The sequence below is a fragment of the Novosphingobium sp. genome (assembly GCF_027486195.1).
Lineage (GTDB): Bacteria > Pseudomonadota > Alphaproteobacteria > Sphingomonadales > Sphingomonadaceae > Novosphingobium.
Genome location: NZ_JAIXPP010000126.1, coordinates 1 through 20,125 on the forward strand (window position 1 = coordinate 1; position 20,125 = coordinate 20,125).

The 20,125-nt window shown below is 64.0% G+C and carries 21 protein-coding genes, 1 tRNA gene and 1 pseudogene; 11 read left to right on the top strand and 12 right to left on the bottom strand.

Annotated features, from left to right (window positions below; genetic code table 11):
- Positions 1-11: 11 nt before the first annotated feature.
- The 3 genes from dnaG to Q0071_RS21465 all read right to left on the bottom strand — a co-directional run bounded on the left by dnaG (position 12) and on the right by Q0071_RS21465 (position 2,862).
- The gene (gene dnaG, locus Q0071_RS21455; protein ID WP_298174482.1) at positions 12-1,883 is read right to left on the bottom strand and encodes a DNA primase; all 1,872 of its coding nucleotides are present in this window, start codon (positions 1,881-1,883) and stop codon (positions 12-14) included.
- Positions 1,883-2,335, bottom strand: a complete 453-nt coding sequence (locus Q0071_RS21460) for an endonuclease domain-containing protein (RefSeq protein ID WP_298174484.1) — start codon at positions 2,333-2,335, stop codon at positions 1,883-1,885. Before Q0071_RS21460 ends, dnaG begins: the two co-directional genes overlap by 1 nt.
- A 74-nt stretch (positions 2,336-2,409) precedes the next feature.
- Positions 2,410-2,862, bottom strand: coding sequence for a GatB/YqeY domain-containing protein (locus Q0071_RS21465; RefSeq protein WP_298174486.1), 453 nt, complete (start codon positions 2,860-2,862; stop codon positions 2,410-2,412).
- A 162-nt stretch (positions 2,863-3,024) separates the two neighbouring features.
- Here Q0071_RS21465 and carA point away from each other — a divergent pair, with 162 nt between their 5' ends.
- Positions 3,025-4,194 carry a glutamine-hydrolyzing carbamoyl-phosphate synthase small subunit gene (carA, locus tag Q0071_RS21470; RefSeq protein WP_298174488.1) on the top strand — a complete coding sequence of 390 codons (1,170 nt, stop codon included), beginning with the start codon at positions 3,025-3,027 and terminating at the stop codon, positions 4,192-4,194.
- A 140-nt stretch (positions 4,195-4,334) separates the two neighbouring features.
- On the opposite strand, the gene Q0071_RS21475 is transcribed toward carA, so the two are convergent.
- Entirely contained in the window at positions 4,335-4,694 is a 360-nt protein-coding gene (locus tag Q0071_RS21475; RefSeq protein WP_298174490.1) for a DUF559 domain-containing protein, read from the bottom strand.
- 66 nt (positions 4,695-4,760) lie between these two features.
- On the opposite strand from Q0071_RS21475, the gene carB reads away from it, so the two are divergent.
- Both carB and greA read left to right on the top strand, forming a co-directional pair.
- Positions 4,761-8,120, top strand: a complete 3,360-nt coding sequence (gene carB / locus Q0071_RS21480; RefSeq protein ID WP_298174492.1) for a carbamoyl-phosphate synthase large subunit — start codon at positions 4,761-4,763, stop codon at positions 8,118-8,120.
- A 109-nt stretch (positions 8,121-8,229) separates the two neighbouring features.
- On the top strand, positions 8,230-8,706 hold the full coding sequence (gene greA / locus Q0071_RS21485) for a transcription elongation factor GreA (protein ID WP_298174494.1): 477 nt from the start codon (positions 8,230-8,232) through the stop codon (positions 8,704-8,706).
- 70 nt (positions 8,707-8,776) lie between these two features.
- Here the strand turns inward: greA and Q0071_RS21490 are convergent, their stop codons facing one another.
- From Q0071_RS21490 to Q0071_RS21510, 5 genes are all read right to left on the bottom strand, one after another.
- Positions 8,777-9,001: a DUF4170 domain-containing protein gene (locus Q0071_RS21490; protein ID WP_298174496.1), complete on the bottom strand. Its 225-nt coding sequence runs from the start codon at positions 8,999-9,001 to the stop codon at positions 8,777-8,779.
- A gap of 88 nt (positions 9,002-9,089) precedes the next feature.
- Complete coding sequence (locus Q0071_RS21495) at positions 9,090-9,530, bottom strand: hypothetical protein (protein ID WP_298174498.1); 441 nt, start codon at positions 9,528-9,530, stop codon at positions 9,090-9,092.
- On the bottom strand, positions 9,527-9,832 hold the full coding sequence (locus Q0071_RS21500; RefSeq protein ID WP_298174499.1) for a hypothetical protein: 306 nt from the start codon (positions 9,830-9,832) through the stop codon (positions 9,527-9,529). Before Q0071_RS21500 ends, Q0071_RS21495 begins: the two co-directional genes overlap by 4 nt.
- Positions 9,829-10,212, bottom strand: a complete 384-nt coding sequence (locus Q0071_RS21505) for a hypothetical protein (protein WP_298174501.1) — start codon at positions 10,210-10,212, stop codon at positions 9,829-9,831. The genes Q0071_RS21500 and Q0071_RS21505 overlap by 4 nt, the downstream gene beginning before the upstream one ends.
- Before the next feature lie 8 nt (positions 10,213-10,220).
- Entirely contained in the window at positions 10,221-10,865 is a 645-nt protein-coding gene (locus tag Q0071_RS21510; protein WP_298174503.1) for a hypothetical protein, read from the bottom strand.
- A gap of 262 nt (positions 10,866-11,127) precedes the next feature.
- Here Q0071_RS21510 and eno point away from each other — a divergent pair, with 262 nt between their 5' ends.
- The 3 genes from eno (at position 11,128) to Q0071_RS21525 (ending at position 14,638) form a co-directional block, all read left to right on the top strand.
- Entirely contained in the window at positions 11,128-12,411 is a 1,284-nt protein-coding gene (gene eno, locus Q0071_RS21515; RefSeq protein WP_298174505.1) for a phosphopyruvate hydratase, read from the top strand.
- Positions 12,412-12,482: 71 nt separating this feature from the next.
- Positions 12,483-13,577, top strand: a complete 1,095-nt coding sequence (locus Q0071_RS21520) for a phosphotransferase (protein ID WP_298174507.1) — start codon at positions 12,483-12,485, stop codon at positions 13,575-13,577.
- A complete protein-coding gene (locus Q0071_RS21525; RefSeq protein WP_298174509.1) occupies positions 13,571-14,638 on the top strand; it encodes a hypothetical protein in 1,068 nt (355 codons plus the stop codon). The genes Q0071_RS21520 and Q0071_RS21525 overlap by 7 nt, the downstream gene beginning before the upstream one ends.
- A gap of 193 nt (positions 14,639-14,831) precedes the next feature.
- Here the strand turns inward: Q0071_RS21525 and Q0071_RS21530 are convergent, their stop codons facing one another.
- Positions 14,832-15,941 (bottom strand): peptidylprolyl isomerase, encoded by a 1,110-nt coding sequence (locus tag Q0071_RS21530; protein WP_298174511.1) that lies wholly within the window; start codon positions 15,939-15,941, stop codon positions 14,832-14,834.
- Positions 15,942-16,020: 79 nt separating this feature from the next.
- Between Q0071_RS21530 and Q0071_RS21535 the strand changes: the two genes are divergently transcribed.
- From Q0071_RS21535 to Q0071_RS21550, 4 genes are all read left to right on the top strand, one after another.
- Positions 16,021-16,111 (top strand) — tRNA-Ser (locus Q0071_RS21535).
- Between the two features lie 152 nt (positions 16,112-16,263).
- The gene (locus Q0071_RS21540; RefSeq protein ID WP_298174513.1) at positions 16,264-17,412 is read left to right on the top strand and encodes a site-specific integrase; all 1,149 of its coding nucleotides are present in this window, start codon (positions 16,264-16,266) and stop codon (positions 17,410-17,412) included.
- A 202-nt stretch (positions 17,413-17,614) separates the two neighbouring features.
- A complete protein-coding gene (locus Q0071_RS21545; RefSeq protein WP_298174516.1) occupies positions 17,615-17,833 on the top strand; it encodes a hypothetical protein in 219 nt (72 codons plus the stop codon).
- Positions 17,834-17,874: 41 nt separating this feature from the next.
- Complete coding sequence (locus Q0071_RS21550) at positions 17,875-17,991, top strand: hypothetical protein (RefSeq protein ID WP_298174518.1); 117 nt, start codon at positions 17,875-17,877, stop codon at positions 17,989-17,991.
- A 46-nt stretch (positions 17,992-18,037) separates the two neighbouring features.
- On the opposite strand, the pseudogene Q0071_RS22560 reads toward Q0071_RS21550, so the two are convergent.
- Positions 18,038-18,184: pseudogene (locus Q0071_RS22560) on the bottom strand (hypothetical protein); the annotation flags it as partial.
- A gap of 384 nt (positions 18,185-18,568) precedes the next feature.
- Here Q0071_RS22560 and Q0071_RS21555 point away from each other — a divergent pair.
- Entirely contained in the window at positions 18,569-19,345 is a 777-nt protein-coding gene (locus Q0071_RS21555) for a winged helix-turn-helix domain-containing protein (protein WP_298174520.1), read from the top strand.
- Between the two features lie 183 nt (positions 19,346-19,528).
- On the opposite strand, the gene Q0071_RS21560 is transcribed toward Q0071_RS21555, so the two are convergent.
- Complete coding sequence (locus Q0071_RS21560) at positions 19,529-20,074, bottom strand: hypothetical protein (protein ID WP_298174522.1); 546 nt, start codon at positions 20,072-20,074, stop codon at positions 19,529-19,531.
- Positions 20,075-20,125 lie beyond the last annotated feature (51 nt).

A 20,125-nucleotide genomic window follows, 5' to 3' on the forward strand; every position in this document is an offset into this window, starting at 1 on the left:
CAACTCCCCTGTTACATCCCGGCGCGGGTGCGGCCCATTTGCCCCAACCGGGCCAGCAGCGCCAGCCTTCGTTGCAGCAAACGTTGCTGTTCGGCGAATGTTTCGTCGGAAAACTCCGCTTCATGCCGACGCGTGGCCTCTGCCAGCGCGGCTTCGACGGCCGGCAATCCGACCAGCAGATCGACCGCTTCGGCGAGTTCCTCCGCCGCATCGGGTGCCTTGCCGTCCAGAAAACCGAATCGCATTCCGGCGTAATCGTCCGCCAGCGGTGCCCGGAGGCCCCGTCTTGCCAATATGGTAAGAACATTGCTGCTTTCAAGCGGCTGCCCAGGACTTTGGGCACCGCTGTGGACCATATCGATCAGCGCATCGAGCAGCGCGGCAAGGCCGGGATCGGCAACCTCGAGCCGGGCGAGCGTTTCGGCATGGCGCGCGATCTGCTGCGGCTGGTCGATAAGGCCGGTGAGGACGGCGGCGAGGAGGGGGCGGCCTTCGCCCACGGCCTGCATCCGCGCGGTGACAGCGGCGGAAAGCGGCGGCGGCGCGGGCTTCCACGGGCCTTTCCGGCCGGAGCCGGGGCTGCGCTGCGCGGGTTGGAATGGGGGCCGCTCGCGCTGGGGGTAGGCGAGCGCGCCGAAGCGGTCGAGCAGATCGCGGCGGTAGAGCCCCTTGATATCGCCGTCGCCAATCGTCTCGACATGCGCCATCAGGCGGGCTTTGAGCCCGGCCTTGTCCTCCGGCGTGGCGAAGGGGCCGGCCTGGCGCTCGATATCCCAGAGCACTTCGACCATCGGGCGCGCGGCGGCGAGGACCTCTTCCATCGCAGGGGCCCCGCGCTGCTTGATGAGGTCATCGGGATCGAGCCCGGCGGGAAGCACCGCGATCCGGAGCGAATGGCCGGGGCGCAGCAGCGGCAGCGCGCGGACAATGGCGCGCGCGGCGGCGCGCTGGCCGGCGGCGTCGCCGTCGAAGCACAGCGTGGGGCATTCGGTCATGCGCCAGAGCCGCTCGATCTGGTCTTCGGTTAGCGCCGTGCCCAAAGGGGCAACCGCCTCGCCGATGCCCGCCGCGGCCAGCGCCACGACATCCATATAGCCTTCGACCACAACGACGCGGCCGGACTGGCGGCTCGCCGGAGAAGCGCGGTGCAGGTTGTAGACCGTGCGGCCCTTGTCGAAGAGCGGGGTATCCGGGGAGTTGAGGTACTTGGGGGCGTCCGTTTTCGTCTTGTCGAGGATGCGGCCGCCGAAGGCGATCACGCGGCCGCGCGGATCGCAGATCGGGAGCATCAGGCGGCCGCGAAACCGGTCGTAGGGATCACGGCCTTCGACAACGATCCTGAGGCCCGCCTCGATCAGCATGCCTTCCGGGAACTGGGAGAGGGCCTCTTTGAGCGCGGTGCGGCTATCGGGCGCGTAGCCGAAGCCGAACTCCTTGACGACATTGGCCGGAAAGCCGCGCGAGGCGAGGTAGGCGCGGGCCTGCGCGCCCTGATCCTCGGCGAGGCTTTTGACGAAGAAGGCCTGGGCAGCGGCCATGACATCGTGGAGCGACTTCTGCTCCTCAGCTCGCTTTGCGGCGCGGGGATCGGGCGCGGGGACTTCCATGCCCGCGCTTGCGGCAAGTTCCTTCACCGCGTCGAGGAAGGGCAGGCCCTGATGGTCGGTCATCCAGCGGATCGCGTCGCCATGCGCGCCGCAGCCGAAACAGTGGTAAAACCCCTTCTCGTCGTTGATCGTGAAGCTGGGCGTCTTTTCGTTGTGGAACGGGCAGCAGGCCTTGAACTCGCGCCCTGCCTTCTGGACGCGCACACTCCGCCCGATCAGCGCGGAGAGCGAGACGCGGGTGCGCAGTTCATCGAGCCATTGGGGGGTTAGGGACATCAGGGCCTTCCACCGCGCAGCGGGTGGATCCACAAACTCCCCTCCCGCTCGCGGGAGGGGCCGGGGGAGGGCATGTTATCGAGCGTTTCCCCGATACGAGCCACAACACCCTCAAGATTGTCCATCACTTCGTTATTCCAGAACCGCACGACCTTGTAACCCTCGCTTTCGAGGAAGCGGGTCCGGCGCGCATCATAGTCCACTGTTGCAGAGTGCTGACCGCCATCGAGTTCGATGACAAGGCGCTTTTCCCGGGAGGCAAAGTCACAGATGTATTGACCGACGGGAAACTGACGGTTGAAGCGCACCCCTTGTACCTGTCGCGCTCTTAGAGCGCCCCAAAGCTTGCGTTCGGCTTCGGTGGCATTCCTGCGCAATTCCCGCGAGCGTGGGGTGGGGCGGGAGTAGCCCTTGTCATTCTCCCGGAACCACTCTTTGCCATGCTCGTCCAAGTATGCTCTCCGAATGGTCGGGCTGCTGCGCGAACATGCCCTCCCCCAGCCCCTCCCGCAGGCGGGAGGGGGGTCTATGCCAGCGCCGCCTTCACCAGCCCGCTGGCCTTGCCCATATCGAGCTGGCTGCCGTGGCGGGCCTTGAGGGTGGCGACAACTTTGCCCATGTCCTTCATCGAGGTTGCGCCGAGTTCGGCCTTGATCGCCTCGATCGCGGCTTTCACCTCGTCATCGCCGAGCTGGGCGGGGAGGAATTCCTCGATCACGGCGAGCTCGGCTTGCTCGATATCGGCGAGCTCCTGGCGGCCGCCTTCCAGATAGAGCGTGATCGATTCGCGGCGCTGCTTGGCCATCTTCTGGAGGACGTCGACCACCAGCACATCGTCATCGGGCGTGCTGGATGCGGTGCGCAGCTCGATATCCTTGTCCTTCAGTTTGGCGAGGATGAGGCGGACGGCGGCGAGGCGGGGCTTGTCGCCGGATTTCATGGCGCTGATCTGGGCGGCCTTGATGCTATCGCGGATCATGAGAGTACGTATTCCTGTGGATGGAGCGCCGTCATACGGCGCGAGACCCTGTGACTTAGGCGAAACTTTCTGCCTTCGCTAGGTTGACGGCAAGGGACGAGGGGCCTAGCGACCGAGCCTTAGCGACATCGCCAGAACCATGCCCACGGAGCGCCCCCTACAATGGCCGACCCCGCCTACACGCACGCGCCAAAACCAGCTGGAGCCACGGGCGTTCTCGTCCTCGCCGATGGTTCGGTGGCCTGGGGTCGCGGCTTTGGTGCGGTCGGCACGGCGGTGGGCGAGGTGTGCTTCAACACCGCGATGACGGGCTATCAGGAAGTGCTGACCGACCCTTCCTACGCGGGGCAGGTGGTGACGTTCACGTTCCCGCATATCGGCAATGTCGGCACAAACCCTGAGGACATGGAAAGCCATGACGTGCCGGGCGCCATCGGCCTCGTGGTGCGCGAGGATGTGACCGATCCGGCCAACTTCCGCAGCGTGGAGCCACTGCAGGCCTGGCTTGCGGCGCGGGGCAAGATCGGCCTTTCGGGGATCGACACCCGCGCGCTGACGCGGCGCATACGGCTGGCCGGCGCGCCCAACGCGGTGATCGCGCATGATCCGGAGGGCCAGTTCGATATTCCGGCGCTGATCGCCGAGGCGCAGGGCTGGCCCGGCCTTGAAGGCATGGACCTGGCCCGCGTGGTGAGCCGCGAGGAGCAGGCGGACTGGCAAGGCGGCGTCTGGCATCTGGGGCAGGGTTATGCCCGCTCGCCGCATGATCCGCGGCCGCATGTCGTGGCGATCGATTATGGCGCGAAGGACAATATCTTCCGCAATCTGGTGCGGGCCGGCGCGCAGGTGACGGTGGTTCCCGCCGAAACTGCGCTGGAGACGGTGCTGGCGCTGGAACCGGCGGGTGTGTTCCTTTCCAACGGGCCGGGCGATCCGGCGGCGACGGGCACTTATGCGGTGCCGGTGATCCAGGGGCTGCTGGAGCGCGATATTCCGGTCTTCGGCATCTGCCTTGGCCACCAGATGCTCGGCCTCGCGGCGGGCGCACGCACGATCAAGATGCACCAGGGCCACCGCGGCGCGAACCACCCGGTGAAGCGCCATGCGGATGGCGTGGTCGAGATCACCTCGATGAACCACGGCTTTGCGGTGGATAATTCCGCGCTGCCCGAGGGCGTGGAGGAGACGCATGTCTCGCTGTTCGATGGTTCGAACTGCGGGATTTCGATTGTCGGCAAGAAAGCGTTCGGCGTGCAGTATCACCCTGAGGCGAGCCCGGGGCCGCAGGATAGTTTTTATCTGTTTGAGAAGTTTGTGGGGATGCTGGGGTGAGGCGCTATCTCGATAACCCGGTTACCCCCACCCAACCCTCCCCCGACCGGGGGAGGGCTTTTTCGGTTGAGCACCGCAATGGCGCATCGCGCAACCTGCCCCTCCCCCGGTCGGGGGAGGCTGGGTGGGGGTGCTCGGCGCTAGAAGGGATCGCTGCGATTTCGGGCGAGCGCGAGTTCCTGCGCGATCACCGTCAGAACGCCGTCTGTGTTGGCGAGGACATCGTTGTTCCAGAAGCGGATCACGCGGTAGCCTTGGGCTTCGATCAGGCGCGTGCGCGCCGCATCTGCCTCGCTATCGGCGTGTTGCCCTCCGTCGAGTTCGATGGCGAGGCGCAAACTGCGGCACGCAAAATCGACGATAGCATTGCCGATGGGATATTGCCGGGTAAAGCGCGCGCCAAGTTGTTCGCCTCTCACCCGCGACCAAAGCCGTTTTTCCGCTTCCGTAGGATCTTTGCGCAGTTTGCGCGCCACCGGCGTCAGGCGTTTTTCGCTCATGCGTCGTGCACCCCCACCCAACCCTCCCCCGACCGGGGGAGGGCTTTAGTACACTAAGGCCGGTCCATGCCCAAACGCACTGACATCTCCTCGATCCTGATCATCGGCGCCGGGCCGATCGTCATCGGCCAGGCTTGCGAGTTCGATTATTCGGGCACGCAGGCGGTCAAAGCGCTCAAGGAGGAGGGCTACCGCGTGGTCCTCGTCAATTCGAACCCAGCGACGATCATGACCGATCCGGACATGGCGGACGCGACTTATGTCGAGCCGATCACGCCCGAGATCGTGGCGAAGATCATTGCGAAGGAGCGCCCGGATGCGGTGCTGCCGACGATGGGCGGGCAGACCGCGCTGAACACTGCGCTGGCGCTGGCGAACGATGGTACGCTGAAAAAGTACGGCTGCATCATGATCGGCGCGGACGCCGAGGCCATCGACAAGGCCGAGGATCGCATGAAGTTCCGCGATGCGATGGACAAGATCGGGCTGGAATCCGCCCGTTCCGGCATCGCGCACACGGTGGACGAAGCGCTCGCCGTGCTGGAGCGCACCGGGCTACCTTCGATCATCCGGCCGAGCTTCACGATGGGCGGCACCGGCGGCGGGATTGCCTATAACAAGGACGAATTCGTCAAGATCGTGCGCGGCGGGCTGGAAGCTTCGCCGACCACCGAAGTGCTGATCGAGGAATCGCTGCTCGGCTGGAAAGAGTACGAGATGGAGGTCGTTCGCGACCGCAAGGACAACTGCATCATCATCTGCTCGATCGAAAACGTCGATCCGATGGGCGTCCACACCGGCGATTCTATCACGGTCGCCCCGGCGCTGACGCTGACCGACAAGGAATACCAGATCATGCGCAATGCATCGATCGCGGTCTTGCGGGAAATCGGCGTGGAAACAGGCGGTTCCAACGTGCAGTTCGCGGTCAACCCGAAGGACGGGCGCTTGATCGTGATCGAGATGAACCCGCGCGTTTCGCGCTCCTCGGCGCTGGCTTCGAAGGCCACCGGCTTCCCGATTGCGAAGGTCGCAGCCAAGCTGGCGGTAGGCTACACGCTCGACGAGATCATGAACGACATCACCGGGGCGACCCCGGCGGCGTTCGAGCCGACGCTGGACTATGTCGTGACGAAGATCCCGCGCTTTGCGTTCGAGAAGTTCAAGGGCGCGGAGCCACTGCTCGGCACGGCGATGAAGTCGGTCGGCGAAGTCATGGCGATTGGCCGCAATTTCCAGGAATCGATGCAAAAGGCGCTGCGCGGGCTGGAGACCGGGCTCGACGGGTTCAACCGCGTGGTTGAGCTGGAAGGTGCGACGCGCGACCAAATCGTGGCTGCGCTGAGCCGGGCGACGCCGGAGCGGCTGCTGGTGATCGGGCAGGCCTTCCGCGAGGGGCTGAGCGTTGACGAGATCCACGCCGTCACCAAGTACGAGCCGTGGTTCCTGCGCCAGATCGAGGCGATCATCGCCGAGGAAAAGCGCATCAACGTGGAGGGGCTCCCGATTGACGCGGCGGGCCTTCGGCGCCTGAAGTCGATGGGCTTTTCCGACAAGCGGCTGGCAACGCTGGCGGTGCGGTCGGTCGGCGTGGCGGGCGGCATGGCGGAGACGACAGCGCGCCGCTCGGGCCTGATCCACGACGTGCTGAACGCGATGGCCGGCGCGACGAGCGAGGAAGAAGTGCGCGCGCTGCGCCACAAGCTGGGCGTGCGCCCGGTGTTCAAGCGGATCGACAGCTGCGCGGCCGAGTTCGAGGCGGTGACGCCCTACATGTACTCGACGTATGAAAGCGGCCTGTTCGGCGCGCCGGAATGCGAATCCGCGCCGACGGACCGCAGGAAAATCGTGATTCTGGGCGGCGGGCCGAACCGGATCGGGCAGGGCATCGAGTTCGATTATTGCTGCTGCCACGCCTGCTTCGCGCTGGGCGATACGGACCCGGCGAGCGGCGAGGCCGGGGCCGGCTTCGAGACGATCATGATCAACTGCAACCCCGAGACGGTCTCGACCGACTACGACACTTCGGACCGGCTCTATTTCGAGCCGCTGACGGCCGAGGACGTGCTCGAAGTGCTGGAGGCGGAGAAGGCCAACGGCACGCTGGTGGGCGTGATCGTGCAGTTCGGCGGGCAGACGCCGCTGAAGCTGGCGCAGGCGCTGGAGGATGCAGGCATTCCGATCCTCGGCACTTCGCCTGATGCCATCGATCTGGCCGAGGACCGCGAGCGGTTCAATCACCTCGTTGAAAAGCTTGGCTTGCGCCAGCCGCTGGGCGGCATGGCCCGCAGCCGCGACGAGGCGGTCGCGGTGGCGACTCGCATCGGCTATCCGGTGCTGATCCGGCCTTCGTATGTGCTCGGCGGCCGCGCGATGGAGATTGTCGACAGCCAGGCGCAGCTCGATGATTATATTGCGACCGCGGTGAAGGTTTCGGGCGATAGCCCGGTGCTGATCGACCAGTATCTGCGCGATGCGATCGAATGCGACGTCGATGCGCTGGCCGATGGCGACGACGTGGTTGTTGCGGGCGTGATGCAGCATATCGAGGAGGCCGGCATCCATTCGGGCGACAGCGCCTGCACCCTGCCGCCCTATAGCCTGCCGGACGAAATCATTGCCGAGATGGAACGACAGGCCGTGTTGCTGGCCAAGGCGCTTAGCGTGCGCGGCCTGATGAATATCCAGTTCGCGGTGAAGGACGGCGAGGTTTACCTCATCGAGGTGAACCCCCGCGCCAGCCGCACGGTGCCGTTCGTCGCCAAGGCCATCGGCCAGCCGATTGCCAAGTATGCCGCGCGGATCATGGCGGGCGAGAAGATCAGGAACCTGCCGCCGATCAAGCGCGATGTGCCCTATATGGCGGTCAAGGAAGCGGTGTTCCCGTTTGCGCGCTTCCCGGGTGTCGATCCGGTGCTTTCGCCCGAGATGAAATCGACCGGCGAAGTCATGGGCATCGACAGCGGCTTCCCGGTGGCCTTTGCCAAGGCGCAGCTGGGCGCGGGGATGGTGCTGCCGCAGACGGGGACGGTGTTCGTGTCCGTGAAGGACGGCGACAAACCGGTGATCCTGCCCGCAGTGCAGAAGCTTGATGCACTCGGCTTCCGCATCGTGGCGACGGGCGGGACGGCGACGTTCCTGACCGCGGCGGGCGTGAAGGTCGAGCGGGTCAACAAGGTCGCCGAAGGGCGGCCGCATATCGTCGACCGGATCATCGATGGCGAGATCGCGCTGATCTTCAACACCACCGAAGGCTGGCAGAGCCACAAGGATTCGCAATCGATCCGGGGTAGCGCGCTCTATGGCAAGGTGCCGTATTTCACCACGGCGGCGGCATCTGTCGCAGCGGCGGGTGCAATCGAGGCTCTGCGCAGCGCCGAACTTGCGGTACGCTCCTTGCAGGATTATTATCAGCCCTCCACATGATCCCCATCATCGCGGCGATTGGGGCCCGGTTCGGCATTGTGCTGGCTGGGGTGGAACGGTTTTCCTCTTGTCCGGCGTGGCAAGGGATTGAAAGGGTAAAGGATTAGGGATGGCAAGTGTTGAGAAGCTGCCGATGCTGGCTGAAGGCTATGCGAAGCTGACGGCGGAGCTGAAGGTGCTGCGCGAAGAGCGTCCCCTGATCGTCGATGCGATCGAGGAAGCCCGCGCGCACGGCGATCTTTCCGAAAATGCCGAATATCATGCTGCGAAAGAGCGACAGGGCCAGGTCGAGGCCGGGATCAGCGATCTTGAAGACAAGATCAGCCGCGCGCAGATCATCGATCCGACGACGCTGTCCGGCGATCGCATCGTGTTCGGCGCGACCGTCACGCTGCTCGACGATGCAGACAAGCCGGTGCGCTACCAGATCGTGGGCCAGGCCGAGGCGGACGCCAAGGTCGGCCGCATCAGCTACAATTCGCCGCTGGGCCGCGCGCTGATCGGCCGCCGGGTCGAGGACGAGATCGAAGTGACGGTGCCTTCGGGCGACCGGTTCTACGTCGTCGAGAAGATCGAGTTCATTTGATCGGTCTTTGCGGACTGATCTGAACAAAGCGGCCGGGGCGTGGTGCCTCCGGCCGCTTTTGTTTTGGCGCTCACTCCGGCTTGTGCAGGGCCGGTTCCAGCAGGCGGTGGAGGTGGACGACCACGTAGCGCATTTCGGCATCGTCCACAGTGCGCTGGGCACAGCTGCGCCAGGCATCTTCGGCGCTGGCATAGTCGGGATAGACGCCGACGAGATCGATCGCGTTCAGATCGGAAAATTCAAGGTGCTGCGGGTCCTTGACCCGCCCGCCCATGACGAGGTGCAGTTTCTGCATGGCTGGCTTGTCCGTTTCCTTGGGAAGGAAGCGCGGCACTGGCAAAAAAGAGAGGGGCACGCAAGCGCCGGACGCTACGGAAAGGGCTCTAATCAGCCTTCTTGCCCGGCAGGCGGCGCGTGATCACCGGTGCGAGCGTGCGCAGGGCCTTGCCGGCAAGGTCAGTCAGGCGAGCCTTGTCCGATTTGGCGGGCGCTTCGGCTTCGTCAGCGCTGCTGTTGGCAGCCGCTTTTTCGCCGACCGCGCCTGCCACATAGGCTGCGGCGAGCTCGAGGCCGACCGCCGCAATATCCGCCGCGCGGCGGGGCAGCGACATGCGCGAAAGCGTGCCCTTGCGGGTCGCCTTGTCACCGACAACGCCGCTGCCGGTGCGGGCAATCGCTCCGGCGACCAGCGCGCCGAGCAGGATGCCGCCGGCGAGCATTGCGACGGGATGCTCATCGACGAAGCCCTTGACCTTGCCGAGCGGATCGGTGGCGGTTTCGGGCGTCGCGGGCGCTTCGGACTGCGGGGCTTCGCTATCGCTCATGTTTCGTCCTCGTCCGCTCCGGCCGCAGGGGCACAGCGGTTCTTGATCAGGGCAATGAGGGGGCGGCGGAAGAACCACGCGGCGAGGAGCGCCAGCGTGCCGCCGATGACGGGCACGTTGTCCTTGGCGATGGCCTTGGCTTCGTCCACGGTGTCGAGCACCCGGTCCATCGCGGCTTCCTTGATGCGCGTGGATATCGGACGTTCGGTAAGGTCGGTGCGCAACGTGGTGATCTGGCCACGCACACGCGCCCAGGCCTGATCGCGGCGGCTGCGGGCTTCGTGCAGCGTCTCATCGCTCATGCCGGGCCGTCCTTGCCCTTGAGCGCGCGGGCGATGGAGCCGACGCCGCGGACGACGCCGAGTACGCTGAGGCCGGTGAGCGCGAGGAGGCCGAGGACGACCACGGCCAGCGCACCCCAAGGCCCGAGCAGCGGGGCCAACGCGAGCAGCAGTCCCATCACCAGCGCCATCAGCGCGAAGAACAGCAGCGCGAGCGCCAGCGCGGCGAGCGCGAGGATGCCCTTGGCGCGGCCGAGCACGAAGCCTGCCCGCGCCTTCTGGAATTCGATCTCCGCTGCGAGGAGCGTCTGGCCGTCTTCCAGCAGTGCGCGCGCGCCGCCGAGCAGGGTATCATCCCCTGCCGCCGCCTCGTCCGTGGTGCGGGCCGCCTCTTCGGTCACGCGCGGGTTCAGGCTTCCGTCGTTTCGCTGTCTGTTTTCGCCGGCTTGCGGCGCAGGAAGCGCGTGAGCACGAACCCGGCGACCGCTGCGATGCCGAGCGCCTTGACCGGGCTCTTCTTCACGAAGGTCACGATCTCTTCGCCGATCTCGGGAATGTCCTTGGCTTCGAGCGTGGCGGCAGTCGACTGCAGCGTGTGCGCCGCGCCGCGGGCGTAGTCGCCATATTGCACGCCGAGCTTTTCGTCGATCACGCCGGCGTTGCTCTCGATCGTTTCACCCAGAGTCGAGAGCGCAGCGGTGGCCTTGCCCTTGCCCTGGCGCGCGAGATCGAGCGCGACGACCTTGGCCTGCTCGGCATATTCGCCGGCCTTTTCGGTGTACTCGCTGGCGGTGGCAGCCACAGTCTCGGTGATCGCGGCGGTGCGTTCGCGCGCTTCGCCGGTCAGGTTCGCGGCGCTCGCCTTGGCATCCTCGATCGCCTTGCCGAAGCGGGTGGTGACGGCATCTGCGGTTTCTGTGACGGTTTCCTCGATCTGCGCGATCTCGGCAGGCACGGCTTCAGCGACGGTTTCGACCACCTTGAGCGCGGCCTTTTTGCGGGTTTTGGACTTGGCGGCGGCTTCGGGAGCCGCGTTCTCGGGGGTATCGGTCATCGTGCGGGTCCTTTCGCGGGGGCGATTCTGGAATGGTGAACAGTCCTAGACCAATTGCCGCAAGTGCGAAAGGCGCGCGCACCTGGATTTAGCGTGTGCCAGAGACTGGTGGGCGCGGCTGCCCGGCCGAATTTGCCGCCTGCCTTCCATAACTGCGCAAGGGCGTGCCGGTTCCAAGCTTGACCTTGTCACCCCGGCAAAGCGCCGATAGGGGCGCGGCATCACGTCGTCACACTCTCACGTCACCAAACGAGGAAATGCCATGACCGCGATCATCGACATTCACGCCCGCGAGATCCTCGATAGCCGGGGCAACCCGACCGTCGAAGTCGATGTCCTGCTGGAGGACGGCTCGTTCGGCCGCGCAGCGGTACCTTCGGGCGCTTCGACCGGCGCGCATGAAGCGGTCGAGCTGCGCGATGGCGATCCCGCGCGCTACAAGGGCAAGGGCGTGCTGCAAGCCGTCGGCGCGGTGAACGGCGAGATCGCCGGCGCGCTGGTGGACATGGACGCCGAAGACCAGCGCGATATCGACCTTGCGATGATCGCGCTCGACGGCACCGAGAACAAGAGCCGCCTTGGCGCTAACGCGATCCTGGGCACCAGCCTTGCGGTGGCCAAGGCTGCGGCGGACGCGCGCGGCTTGCCGCTCTACAGCTATGTTGGCGGGGTTTCGGCGCACCTGCTGCCGGTTCCGATGATGAACATCATCAACGGCGGCGAGCATGCCGACAATCCGATCGACTTCCAGGAATTCATGATCATGCCGGTCGGCGCGCCGACGCTGGCCGAGGCGGTGCGCTGGGGCAGCGAAGTGTTCCACACGCTGAAGAAGGCGCTGCACCAGAAGGGCCTCGCCACGGGCGTGGGCGACGAGGGCGGCTTTGCCCCCAACATCGCCAGCACGCGCGATGCGCTCGATTTCGTGATGGCCTCGATCGAGCAGGCCGGGTTCAAGCCGGGGACGGACATCGTGCTCGCGCTCGATTGCGCGGCGACCGAGTTCTTCAAGAGCGGCAAGTACGAGATCAGCGGCGAGGGGCTCTCGCTCTCGCCGGAAGCCATGGCGGATTACCTTGCCGCGCTGACCGATGCCTATCCGATCCGTTCGATCGAGGACGGCATGAGCGAAGACGATTTCGAGGGCTGGGCCGCGCTGACGAACAAGATCGGCAAGAAGGTGCAGCTGGTGGGCGATGATCTGTTCGTCACCAACCCCAAGCGCCTGACCATGGGTATCGCCAAGGGCCTCGCCAATTCGCTGCTGGTCAAGGTCAACCAGATCGGCACGCTGACCGAGACGCTGGAAGCGGTGAGCATCGCGCAGCGCAATGGCTATACCGCGGTCATGTCGCACCGTTCGGGCGAGACCGAGGACGCGACGATTGCCGACCTCGCGGTTGCCACCAACTGCGGCCAGATCAAGACCGGCAGCCTCGCGCGCTCGGACCGGCTCGCCAAGTACAACCAGCTGATCCGCATCGAGGAAGAGCTGGGTCAGTCGGCGCGCTATGCAGGCGCGGCGGCGTTTGGCCGTCTCGCCTGATTTAACTGGCCGCTTAAAAACACTTCACATCGGCGTCGCTCTCTGCCAGCCTTGCTGGCGGAGAGTGATGCATGGGTGAATTTCCGACGACGGCTGCGGCGGTAACGCCGGGCTGGATCGAAGCTGGGCTGGCGCGCGCCGGGCTGCTGGGTGATGCGCGGATTACCGGGCTGGAATGGAAAGCCATCGGCACCGGACAGGTGGGCGATACCGCGCGCTTCACGCTGACCTACGACCGGCCCACAGCCGCGCCCGCCACGCTGGCGGGCAAGTTCGCCTCGGCCGATCCGACCAGTCGCGGCACGGCGGCGGCCATGATGCTCTATGTCAAGGAAGTGGGCTTCTACCGCGCGTTCGCGGCTCAAATCGCGGTGCGCACGCCTAAGGTCTATGCCGCCGAGATCAATGCTGATGGCACCGATTTCGTGCTGCTGTTCGAGGACTTGGCGCCGGAGCGGGGCGGGAACCAGCTGGAGGGCTGCGATCTTGCCGATGCCGAGGCGGCGATCCGGCAGGCGGCGGCGCTGCATGCGGCCACCAAGGGACATCCGGCGGTGCTGGGGGCGGACTGGCTGCATGGGCGCGAGGGGCTGCTGACGCAGATCGGTCAGCTCTACCATCAGGCCCACGCCATCTTCCGTGAGCGCTACGACGGGCAGCTTGCGCCCGATGCTATGGCGCTGTGCGACGAACTCGACCGGCGGGTAGAGGGCTGGCTGGGCCGTCAGCCCGAGGAGCCCTGCCTGATCCACGGCGATTTCCGGCTGGACAATATGCTGTTCGGTGTTGGTGGCGGGGCGGAGCCTATCGCGATCGTCGACTGGCAGACTTGCGCCATTGGCTGCGGGATGACCGATGTTGGCTACTTCATGGGCTGCGGGATCGGCAGCGCACTGCGGCGGCCCAACGAGGCGGCGCTGCTGGGGCTCTATGCCGAGGAAATGGCGCGGCATGGGGCGCCGATTGTGCAGGATGTCATGATGCGGCGCTACCGCATCGGGGCGCTGCATGGGCTGTTCACCGCAGTTTTCAGCGCGGCCTTCGTGGTGCGCACCGAGCGGGGCGACGCCAACTTCCTTTCGATGGCGCGGGGGGCGGCCGAACTCGCGCTCGATCACGATAGCATTGGCGCTTTGGACGCCATGATGGAGACAAGGACATGCTGACCAAGGGCGACGACTTCCCGCTGCACCAGACCCCGGAGCCAGTCGCCTACTCCGGCACCGACCGCAATTTCTACGACCGCTATTTCTTCAACGGCTATGCGCCGGACGGCTCGGACTTCTTTGCGGCGGCCTTCGGCATCTATCCGCACCTCAACGTGGCGGACGCGCATTTCTGCTTCATCAAGGACGGGGTGCAGCATTCGCTCCACGCCTCGCGCGAACTGGCGATGGAGCGGCTGGACCTGACCTGCGGGCCGATTGCGATCCGCGTGGAAGAACCGCTCAAGCGCCTTTCGATCAGCGTTGAGGGGGAGGGCATCCGCGCCGAGATCGTGTTCACCGGCCGCGCCTTTCCCATCGAGGAGCCGCGCTTCATTCACCGCATCGGGCCGCGCACCTTCATGGACTACACGCGGCTGACGCAGAACGGGCACTATACCGGCTGGGTCGAGATCGACGGCGTGCGCACGGTGCTGAAGCCGGGAACGGCAGGCACGCGCGACCGCAGCTGGGGCGTGCGCCCGGTTGGCACGAGCGATACGCAGCCGCACGGGCACGGCGTGGCGGCGCAGTTCTTCTGGCAGTGGACGCCGATCAACCTGCCCAGCCGCAGCGTATTTTTCCACATCAACGCCGATGCGCATGGCGCGCCTTGGAACACCCGCGCGGTGATCGCACCCGATGGGGCGGGGCATGATGGTTTCACGGAGACGCCTTCCGCGTTGCTCGATGCGCCCTTGCAGCCGGGCACGTTGTGGCCTGCGGGCGGCACGCTGACTGTGGGCGGCGGCGATGATCCGCTGACGCTGACCTTCGAACCCTTGCAGCGCTTCCAGATGCGCGGGCTGGGCTATACCTCGCCCACGTGGGGGCATGGGCTCTATCACGGCGTGCTGGAAGTGGAGCGCGAGGATATCGTGCTGGCGGAGGTCGATCCGAAGCGGATGGACAACTTCCATGTGCAGATCGTCAGCCGCGTCACGACGAGCGCAGGCGAGGTGGGCACGGGCGTGTTCGAGCAGCTGATCTTTGGCGCTTACGCGCCGCTGGGGCTGGGGTGAGGGCAGGCGGTCTGCGTCCCCTCTACACACACTTCGTCACCCTGAACTTGTTTCAGGGTCCATCGTGCGGCAAGCGCGGTGTTTGCCGATAGAGGGCAAACCGCGCGGCATGGTGTTCTCACCGCAAGCCTCCGCGTGGGCGGAGAGATGGACCCTGAAACAAGTTCAGGGTGACGTTTTTTGTGCGGAAGAACTAGTGTTTAGGCACCCGCCGCACCGGCACCGGCACGTTGCAGATATCCACCCCGCCCGCTGGCCGAATGTAGAAGGAATCGCGCCGGTTGGCCCGCGCATCGGCGTAGCTGGCGAAGCTTTTGCTTTCGGTGGAGAGGAATTCATAACGCGGTAGGCCCGCCACATCGCTGCCGATGCGGATGCTGTGGATCGGAGTGCGTTCCTCCGCCGTCTTGTAGAAGCCGATATCGCCGGTGCCGCGCGGCAGGCTGGAGAGGTACTCCATCCCCTCGATCACCCGGCCGACGACGGCGATATTGCGATCGAGCTGGCGCGGGGCCTGGCCGATGACGGCGTAGAGTTCGGCGCCCGAGCCGGTATCGGGCGGATAGTCGCGGCCGACGCCGACTGTGCCGTAGCAGTGGATGGGCCACGCGCGCGGATCTTCTTTTGGCTTCAGTTCAGCGCCCACTGGAAACCCGGACGAGAACCCGATGATCGGTGCATATCCGTCGCCAAGTCGGGCGGTAGCTATGCTGTCGCCCACTTTGTCCATCGTTCCACCGAGAAGATCAGCAAATTCGTCGACGGTTTTGGGTTGGCTCTTAACTGGCTGTGGATCACGCTGGCTTAGCTGAGGCCATGGCCGGAACTCCTTGAATGGTTTGGTCACCGCTTGGACGTAGGAAGACTCATAGTCTCCCTGCGGCACCACCTTCAGCCCGGCAGGCAGCGGCTTGGCCTTCGCCTTGTCCTCGCCGTCCGGATCGCCCCATTGCACGACGTAGCCATCCTGCACGCGGTTCACGCTCGTGCCGTCCCACCACTTCGCCGCCGCCAGCTTGCGGATATTGCCGATCCACCCTTGCGAAAACGGCGCTGGCAGCAACTGGATCACCACCCGCCGCGCCGCGCCCTTGGCATCGGGCGCCAAGTCCATGACCAGCAGATCGGACGGCGCAATCGCCGCCCAGTCCGCCGCCGGGGCTGCCGCAACGATTTCGGTCGGCGCGAGCGCTGACGTCTTTGCAGGGGCAGCGGCGGGCGCAGACTCCTTCGTGGGGGCAGGGGCGGGCGCGGCGTTGCAGCTGGCGAGCAGGGCAACGGAGAGCAGAAAGGGATGTTTCATCACAAACGACTTGTGCCAGCCTTCGCAGCCTTGCGGAAGTGGTTGCTTGCCGTTAGGGGCAACGCCTTCCAGTGCATGCGGAGCGGTGGCCGAGTGGTCGAAGGCGCTCGCCTGGAAAGTGAGTATACGCCAAAAGCGTATCCAGGGTTCGAATCCCTGCCGCTCCGCCAAGTGGTCTATCCAGCACAATCCACTAAAGTCCGAAAAGCCGCAGAAATGCTGCGGTTTTTCCACCTTGCTGATCCACGTTGTTCTTAATATGTTCTGGTCATTCCAGAGGAGAGTGTGGGGTCAAGTGTGGGGTTGAATAGGAGCCGGATCGATGGGAAATCTCAGCGCCCTCAAAATCAAAAGCCTCAAGGAACCTGGTCGCTACTCTGATGGGGACGGACTGATTCTGGATCTCAAGGCGCCCGGTCGGGGCCATTGGACGGTCCGGGTGCAATATGGCGGCAAACGCCGCGACATCGGACTGGGCTCGCTGGAGCATATTGGATTGGCCGATGCCCGCGCGGCAGCAGGCGAGATTCGCAAACAGGCTCGCTCGGGAATTGATCCGCTGGCCGAGCGAAAGAAGGAACAGGTGATCGTTCCGACGTTCAAGGATGCAGCAGAAACAGTCCATCGTGAGCACCAGGGCGCCTGGAAGAATGGCAAGCATCAAGCCCAATGGATCAACACGCTCGAAACCTATGCCTTTCCGAGGCTGGGCAAATTGCTTGTCTCCGAGATGGAAGGACCGGCGATCCGAGATGTTCTCGCGCCCATCTGGCTGGCAAAGCCTGAAACCGCGCGGCGTGTCCGTCAGCGGATTGGCGCAGTCCTCGATTGGGCCTATGCGAAGGGGTATCGCTCCAGCGAGGCGCCCATGCGTTCGCTGTCAAAAGGATTGCCGCGCCAGCCCCGCAAGGACGGGCACTTTGCAGCCATGCCTTTCAGCGATGTTCCCGCGTTTTTGGTGCGTCTTCGCCAACGCGGGTCGGTTACCCGATTGGCGCTCGAATATTTGATCCTTACCGCAGCCCGATCTGGAGAGGTGCGCGGGGCACGCTGGTCGGAGGTCGATCTGGCGGAGAAGGTCTGGCTCATTCCGGCCGATCGGATGAAGGCTGGCAAGGAGCATCGCGTCCCCTTGTCCGACGCAGCGCTTGAAGTGCTGGGGCGCGTCAGACCATTCGAATCGGAGATTTCCGACCTGATCTTCCCGGGTCAAAAAGCCAGGAAATCGCTTTCTGACATGACCTTGCTCAAGGTGCTTGAGATGATGGATGTCCCGGTCACTGTTCACGGCTTCCGTTCCACTTTCCGGGACTGGTGTGCTGAGGAGACCCAATATCCCGGCGAGGTGGCTGAAGCGGCGCTGGCGCATACGATTCCGAACAAGGTAGAAGCAGCCTATCGGCGCACGGATTTTTTCGAAAGGCGCAAAACCCTGATGAGCGAATGGGCCCGATATTGCTTTCCAGGGTAGTCCCAGCGTCGGCAATGGATCCGATGTCTCCAATACGACCGTACCGATGCCACACTTGTTTGAAGCTTTTGCCTTGACGTGATGACGCGGGCGACCTCTGCACCAGCGTAGGTGAGCGATGATGTGGTCGTTGTAGGTCCACGTCTACCGCGCAGCGCTGGATTTTGGCCTTCCCGCGGCCTTGCCTGCGAACGAGCCGCGGGTGCAGCAGCTGGTCCGGCAAGGCGCACTTCAACGCGGCGCCGGCGTCAACCAGGGCACGCTGACCACGAAAGAAGCGGTCGCATCCGAACAGCGCATCGTTGCGGCCTTGGCAGCAGGCAGGGGGAAGGTCTCGCCGATCATCGGCACCGATGAAGCGGGCATGTGGCTGCAGTGCCTCTCGCAGCTCAAATATGGCATCACCTTGAACGCGGGGTAGGAAGGGCAGGACGCCTACTGCTCGGCTCAACCAATCGAATCGTGGCGATCCAGGGCGTCATGGGCACCGGCAAGAGTACGGCGCTCAAGCCAGTGGCCGATATCGTGCGCGAGCAAGGCAGGACCGTGCTGGACCTGAACAGGGACACCCGGCTGTGATCTGTCTTTGAAAACGGCATTCGGCAGCCAGTGATCTTGCAAGATCAAGCGCGTTACCGAGGATCGTTTTATCCTGCCCGCAAACCATTTTGCGTTGCTTCACTTCGGCAAGGATCAAGAGGGTGTCGATGCCGTGGTGTGCGCTTGCCTTCTCTCCATTGCGCAGGAAGCTGGAATAGTCCTCGGCAGCCAAGCATCAGAAGCTAGAATTCGACGCCGACCGGGTGGTCGAGCAGCCGACTGACTAGAGCAGATTCCGATGCGATTGCAACGGACCGACTGCTCCAGGCATTTGTTCTACCGCGTTTTCCGAGCCAGCAGGTGATTCAACCTGCTTCGAAAGCGCTCTAGATACTGCACGGCGTTCATTAACGCGGCAAGACCGCAAGCCCATCTGGTCCACAGCGACCAGAGACCCTTCGATCGGGCCATTCCCCGTGGCCGCGCACAGGCTCGTATTGCGATCTACCTGCGCACAGCTCTCACAACTGCGGGGTAAACAGAAGAACTATATTGATATGCTATCGAGAGGGATAAGGAACCTACCAAATGACTGTGATATGGACGGTAGCTATCAGTGCAAAATCTCGCTCGAAATTGTGCCGCAAGACCGTCTAATCGGGCTGTTTTAAACGTCAGAGATATTCAAGGCGAAACGTATTTCGCGCAAATTGATCCATCCGATATTGGTGCAGCGTTCGTTTTTTATAACGATCGCACAGAGAAGGAACGGCGTGATTGGGTTAGCCGCGTGTTTCCGGGGCATCTCGCTTTTGAGGCCGCCAAAGTCGATCAGCTGTTTTCGACTGTTTACCAATCCCGCTTCGACGTTGTACTTGTAGGCTCGAACGACGCGCCGCGCGTGATCAGGATGCTGCGTGTGCACATAGGCAGTATCTCGGACAAGCCGAAGCTTCTCCTGGTGAAGGCAATGTCTCCTGCGGACCGCGCAGCGGCATTGATGGCCGGATTTGACGATGTCATCGATTACACACGCGCGACACCTGAGGAGGTGGTCGCACGGGTCAGAGCCATTGTGCGCCGATACCAGATCAGCGCTGCCGACGCCGCGCTGAGTGCGGCAGAGAACTCCAATCTCTCGCGCATTGCCGAAATATCGGCCCTTACTGCTCGCGAGCGGCGCATTCTTGAAGCGCTTGCGAAGCGACTTGGCAGACCGGTTTCACATGCGTTTCTTTCGAGGCTGATCAGCGAGGACGTGGCCGGTGCCTCGGCCCTCTATCTGAGAGTGGTTATCTGCTGCCTGCGCAAAAAGCTGCGCAAGGGCGCATCGATCGTAGCCCGGCTGGGGCAGGGGTATGAACTCTCGCTCGATCCAGGCGTGTCCATGTAAATTGAGGCCCTGGCTCTCCAAGCTGAGGCGTCGACTGGCTTGATGGAACGTATGCAACTTGTCGGTAAGGTTCTGTGCAGAACCTCTGAAACGGATGCTGTAGGTTGCCAAAAAGGCGGGAAGGTTGAACTCCCCGCCTCTCGGTTTTTGTGCTCAACTCAGCTGTCAAAAGAGCCAATGAGCTCAAGCGGATAAAGCTGCGCCGCGACGGAACCGCGTGAAAGCCAGTGCAGCCAGAACGGCGAATGCCGAAAGCAGTCCACTACCAGCCAGCGGCGAGGGTGCCGCAGGGCCGTACGTGATCCGTGGGGTCCAGCCATTGGAGTCACAACAAACGCCAGATCCTCCGTTGAGGCTTGAGATTGTGCTGTAAAGCGAAACTGTCTGGCCATAGGCCACATCAAGGCTTGCAGTTGCCGTGCTGGGCAGGCCGATGGTGCTGTCGCCCGTATACAGCGTGTAGAGATCATTGCTGCTGACGATATTAGCGATGACATTGCCACCGTTCGTAAGGGCGATGTTCCCCGACCAGAAGTAGCCGGCACTCTGCCAGCTGAATGACGATGGAGCACTTACGTCACCACTGACGGTACCAGTGTAGGAACCATAAATAGAATCGAAGGCGTTGATCGTGAATGTGGCGGCATTCGCAACAGAACCGAGCGTGACCGTTGTAGCCAGTGCAGCTGCCGACACGAAAGCCTTCATGTTTCTCAATGTAGTGTTCATAAATCTCTGCCCCCGACATAACCTCGAAAAGTGCGCACGTATTGCGACCCT

Coding starts and splice junctions, on each gene's coding strand:
- Q0071_RS21560 (WP_298174522.1), bottom strand. CDS start 20,074: ATGAACACTACATTGAGAAACATGAAGGCTTTCGTGTCGGCAGCTGCA.
- Q0071_RS21510 (WP_298174503.1), bottom strand. CDS start 10,865: ATGACCGATACCCCCGAGAACGCGGCTCCCGAAGCCGCCGCCAAGTCC.
- Q0071_RS21500 (WP_298174499.1), bottom strand. CDS start 9,832: ATGAGCGATGAGACGCTGCACGAAGCCCGCAGCCGCCGCGATCAGGCC.
- carA (WP_298174488.1), top strand. CDS start 3,025: ATGGCCGACCCCGCCTACACGCACGCGCCAAAACCAGCTGGAGCCACG.
- greA (WP_298174494.1), top strand. CDS start 8,230: ATGGCAAGTGTTGAGAAGCTGCCGATGCTGGCTGAAGGCTATGCGAAG.
- dnaG (WP_298174482.1), bottom strand. CDS start 1,883: ATGTCCCTAACCCCCCAATGGCTCGATGAACTGCGCACCCGCGTCTCG.
- Q0071_RS21475 (WP_298174490.1), bottom strand. CDS start 4,694: ATGAGCGAAAAACGCCTGACGCCGGTGGCGCGCAAACTGCGCAAAGAT.
- carB (WP_298174492.1), top strand. CDS start 4,761: ATGCCCAAACGCACTGACATCTCCTCGATCCTGATCATCGGCGCCGGG.
- Q0071_RS21520 (WP_298174507.1), top strand. CDS start 12,483: ATGGGTGAATTTCCGACGACGGCTGCGGCGGTAACGCCGGGCTGGATC.
- Q0071_RS21525 (WP_298174509.1), top strand. CDS start 13,571: ATGCTGACCAAGGGCGACGACTTCCCGCTGCACCAGACCCCGGAGCCA.
- Q0071_RS21540 (WP_298174513.1), top strand. CDS start 16,264: ATGGGAAATCTCAGCGCCCTCAAAATCAAAAGCCTCAAGGAACCTGGT.
- Q0071_RS21490 (WP_298174496.1), bottom strand. CDS start 9,001: ATGCAGAAACTGCACCTCGTCATGGGCGGGCGGGTCAAGGACCCGCAG.
- Q0071_RS21495 (WP_298174498.1), bottom strand. CDS start 9,530: ATGAGCGATAGCGAAGCCCCGCAGTCCGAAGCGCCCGCGACGCCCGAA.
- Q0071_RS21465 (WP_298174486.1), bottom strand. CDS start 2,862: ATGATCCGCGATAGCATCAAGGCCGCCCAGATCAGCGCCATGAAATCC.
- Q0071_RS21530 (WP_298174511.1), bottom strand. CDS start 15,941: ATGAAACATCCCTTTCTGCTCTCCGTTGCCCTGCTCGCCAGCTGCAAC.
- eno (WP_298174505.1), top strand. CDS start 11,128: ATGACCGCGATCATCGACATTCACGCCCGCGAGATCCTCGATAGCCGG.